At 61.4% G+C, this 4,443-nt stretch carries 3 protein-coding genes; 2 read left to right on the top strand and 1 reads right to left on the bottom strand.

Annotated features, from left to right (window positions below):
- Together U9R81_RS05415 and carB are read left to right on the top strand one after the other, a co-directional pair.
- Positions 1 to 240 (top strand): hypothetical protein (locus U9R81_RS05415; RefSeq protein ID WP_322494498.1); only part of this gene is annotated, 240 nt, incomplete at its 5' end.
- A gap of 60 nt (positions 241 to 300) precedes the next feature.
- Positions 301 to 3,591, top strand: coding sequence for a carbamoyl-phosphate synthase large subunit (carB, locus tag U9R81_RS05410; RefSeq protein ID WP_322494497.1), 3,291 nt, complete (start codon positions 301 to 303; stop codon positions 3,589 to 3,591).
- A 447-nt stretch (positions 3,592 to 4,038) separates the two neighbouring features.
- Here the strand turns inward: carB and U9R81_RS05405 are convergent.
- Positions 4,039 to 4,443, bottom strand: a 405-nt coding sequence (locus tag U9R81_RS05405; RefSeq protein WP_322494496.1) for an ATP-binding cassette domain-containing protein, incomplete at its 5' end; no start/stop codon positions are given.

Raw genomic sequence — 4,443 nt, 5'->3', positions numbered from 1 at the left:
TGCCGCACGGCATCCATCCCGCTAAAGCGGGAGATGGCTTCGCCGCCGGTGGCGGCGCGCAAGGACAAGCGGGATCAGGCATCGGGGGTGGGGGACATCCACCCGCGCAGCGGGCTTCGCAACAGTTTCCTGCTCTCGACAAGCTCAGCGCCACTATGGAGTGTGGCAGTCAAACTGCCGCACTCCATAGCAGCTTGTCAACAGAGGGATCGTGAAACCTTCATCAATCGTATTGTATAATCAGGCAGCGCTGTGCGGAGCGCGCTTGTTTGCTCCGCTCCAAAGGAGTCTGAGACGAAGATGCCGAAGCGCACTGATCTCCAAACCATTCTTATCATCGGTTCTGGCCCGATTGTGATCGGCCAAGCCTGCGAATTCGACTATTCCGGCGCCCAAGCGTGCAAGGCGTTGCGTGAAGAGGGCTATCGGGTCGTGCTAGTCAATTCCAACCCGGCCACCATTATGACCGATCCCGGTCTTGCTGACGCCACCTACATCGAACCGCTGACCGTTCCTAGTCTCGAACGCATCATTGCCCGCGAGCGGCCCGACGCGATTTTGCCCACCGTCGGCGGCCAAACCGCGCTCAATTTGGCGGTGGCCCTGCACGAGGCTGGCATCCTCGCCAAGTATGGCGTCGAGCTGATCGGCGCTTCGGTCGAGGCGGTGCGCATCGCCGAAGATCGCCAGCGGTTCAAGGATAAAATGATCGAGATTGGTTTGCAGGTGCCGCGTTCCGGCACGGCAACTACGCTCGATGAGGCGTTGGCGGTCGTGGCGCAGACTGGCTTCCCGGCCATCATTCGCCCCTCATTTACTCTCGGTGGCGAGGGTGGCGGTATCGCGTACAACATGGAGGAGTTTCGCACCATCGTCGAACGCGGTCTCGATGCGTCGCCGGTCACACAGGTGTTGATCGAAGAAAGTGTGTTAGGTTGGAAGGAGTTCGAGCTGGAGGTGATGCGTGATCGTAACGATAACGGCGTCATCGTCTGCTCGATCGAGAATATTGACCCCATGGGGGTGCATACTGGCGATAGCATTACCGTCGCGCCGGCGATGACGCTCACCGACCGCGAGTACGAGCGGATGCGCGATATGGGGTTGGCGGTGTTGCGCGCTGTCGGTGTCGAAACCGGCGGTTCCAATGTCCAGTTTGCTGTCTCGCCGACCGATGGCCGCATCTACGTGATTGAGATGAACCCGCGTGTATCGCGTTCGTCGGCGCTGGCCTCCAAGGCGACCGGCTTCCCCATCGCCAAGATCGCCGCCAAGCTGGCCGTCGGCTATACCCTCGACGAGTTGCCTAACGATATTACCCGCGAGACGCCGGCTTCGTTCGAGCCAACCCTCGACTATGTGGTAGTAAAGATTCCACGCTTTACGTTCGAGAAGTTCCCCCAAGCCGATCAGACCCTCACCACGTCGATGAAGTCAGTGGGCGAGGTGATGGCTATCGGGCGCACCTTCCCGGAAGCTTTCCAGAAGGCATGGCGCTCGCTTGAGCAGGGCCGGGCCGGTTGGGGGGCCGATGGCCACGATACGATCGATCCGGAACGGTTGAACGAGCGGTTGATTACGCCCCATCCCGATCGCATGTTTTATGTGCGTTACGCGCTGCAAAGCGGGATGTCGGTCGAGCAGATCTGCGCCTTGACCAAGATCGATCCGTGGTTTATTCGCCAGTTAGAACAGCTCGTCAATCTCGAAGTCCGCCTGCGCGCCTTTGATCTCAACACCATCCCGCCTGATCTGCTGCGCCAAGCCAAGCGCATGGGTTTCAGCGACGCGCAGCTTGCCCATCTGTTGCGCGTGCCCTCCGGCCCGCAGCGCTGGTCGGCGGAATTGGCCGTGCGCCAGCGCCGGCTCGAACTCGATATTCGCCCCACCTTCCACCGGGTCGATACCTGCGCTGCCGAGTTTCCCGCCTATACGCCGTACCTCTACTCTTCATATGAGAGCGAGGACGAGTCCGAGCCGACCGATCGCAAGAAGGTGGTGATTCTCGGCTCCGGCCCCAACCGGATCGGGCAGGGCATTGAGTTTGATTATTGCTGTAGCCACGCTGTGTTTGGTCTGCGCGCGCTTGGTTACGAGACCATTATGGTCAACTGTAACCCAGAGACGGTCTCGACCGACTACGACACCGCCGACCGGCTCTATTTCGAGCCGCTCACGCTCGAAGACGTGCTCAATGTGGTTGACGAAGAGCAGCCCGATGGGGTGATCATCCAGTTCGGCGGCCAGACGCCGCTCAAGTTGGCGCGGGCGCTCGAAGCGGTTGGTGTGCCGATCTGGGGTACGGCTCCCGAAGCGATCGATCTGGCCGAGGATCGCGACCGCTTCGGCGCGTTGTTGAAGGAGCTGCATATTCCCGCTCCCGAACACGGCAGCGCCACCTCGTGGGAAGAGGCGCTGGCGGTGGCTCGCCGGATTGGCTATCCGGTTGTGGTGCGGCCCAGCTACGTGCTAGGAGGGCGGGCGATGGCGATCGTCTACGATGACGCCGTCCTCGAACGCTATATGCGTGAAGCAGTCGCCGCGTCGCCTGAGCATCCGGTGTTGATCGATCGCTTCCTCGAAGATGCGTTTGAGATGGATGTCGATGCGATCTGTGATGGCGAGACGATCGTTATTGCTGGGATTATGGAGCAGATTGAGCTGGCTGGTGTTCATTCTGGCGATAGCGCCTGCGTCATACCGACCTATATGGTGGCCGAAGAGCACGTTGCGACGATGCGCCGTTACACCGAGCAACTGGCCCGCGCGCTGGGGGTGGTCGGCCTGATGAATATCCAGTACGCGATGAAAGACGGTGTTGTCTACGTTCTCGAAGTCAACCCGCGCGCCTCGCGCACCGTGCCCTTCGTCGCCAAGGCGACCGGCATACCGTGGGCGCAACTAGCGGTGCAATGCGCTGCCGGCGCGCGGCTGCGATATGAGAATAGCCATATTCAGATGATACATCCAGCCTTGGTTAATCCGTCCCGCTACCGATTGGATGTCACCAGCGAGCAACGCTACCATGTCAAGGAAGTGGTGCTGCCGTGGTCGCGCTTCAGCGGCGTAGACACTCTGCTCGGCCCAGAGATGAAGTCAACCGGCGAGGGTATGGGCAGCGGCGCGACCTTTGGCGAGGCGTTCGCTAAAGCGCAGATGGCGTGCAACAACCACCTGCCCACCAGCGGTAACGCCTTCCTCAGCGTGAATGACCGCGACAAGGCCAATGTGTTGCCGATTGCCCGTGATTTAGCTGCCCTCGGTTTCAAGCTGCTGGCCACCAGCGGCACGGCAGCCTTCCTCCAGCAGCATGGCCTTGACGTGAAACCGATCTATAAGGTGAACGAAGGCCGGCCCAACGCGGTTGACTACATCAAGAACGGCGAGATCGCGCTGATTGTGAATACACCGCTCGGCAAGACCAGCTTCTTCGACGAGGGGGCTATCCGCCGGGCCGCGATTGTGTACCGTGTGCCGACGTTGACAACTCTGTCGGGGGCGGCGGCAGCCGTGCAGGCGATTCAAGCCATGCGCGCCGGCCAATGGACGTTGCTGTCGTTGCAGGAACGGTCAGCGCTGGAAAAGGTCTAGAGCGGCTGTCCGGCTCCACAGACGCAGGGGTTTGCAAAGCCGCCAAGACCGCAAAGCGGCGCAGAGGGTTGGAATTGATGATCTCACCCTTCGCACGCCCCCTCCCCCAGCGGGTTCAGGGGTAGACAGAACATCTGTACGGCACCCGGCCCTAAAGGGCCGGGCTATGGTTACGAAGCCCGCTGCGCGGGCTGCTGGCCCTCACCCCCAGCCCCTCTCCCACCTAACGGCGGGAGAGGGGAGCGGAGAGCCGGGCTTTGAGGCATGGCACAGCGATCAATGGGCGTGACCAAACACATGTTCTGTCCGCCCTCTCCCCCAGCGGGGGAGGGGGATGGGGATAGGGGCGATCCCCCGCTGCGCCGCTCCCTTCAGAAACTTTGCGCCCTCTGCGTCCTTCGCGCCTTTGCGTTAGGAGCCTCTGCGTCTTTGCTTGCTTTGCGCCTTTTACCTCCGGCCCGCCGCCTCGATGTATTCAAGGCTCTGGTGGCGGAAGTAGGTGTTGTACAGCTCGGCATAGTGCCCGCCGGCGGCCAGCAACTGATCGTGCGTCCCCTGTTCGAGAATCTCGCCGTGCCGCAGCACGATGATCCGGTCAACTTCGCGCACCGTACTCAACCGGTGCGCAATGATGATCGCCGTCCGATCCCGCATCGCCTCGTCGAGACCCTCTTGGATCAAGGCTTCGGTGAGCGGATCAATGCTGGCGGTGGCTTCATCTAAAATCAGGATCGCCGGGTCTTGCAACAACACCCGCGCCAACGCCACCAATTGTCGCTGGCCCATACTCAGGCTGCTGCCGCGTTCGCCGGCTGGCGTGTCGAGACCCGCCGGCAGGGTCGCCAGCCAGTC

The sequence above is a fragment of the Chloroflexus sp. genome (genome assembly GCF_034435895.1).
GTDB lineage: Bacteria > Chloroflexota > Chloroflexia > Chloroflexales > Chloroflexaceae > Chloroflexus.
This window is presented reverse-complemented; position numbering and strand designations above follow the sequence as displayed.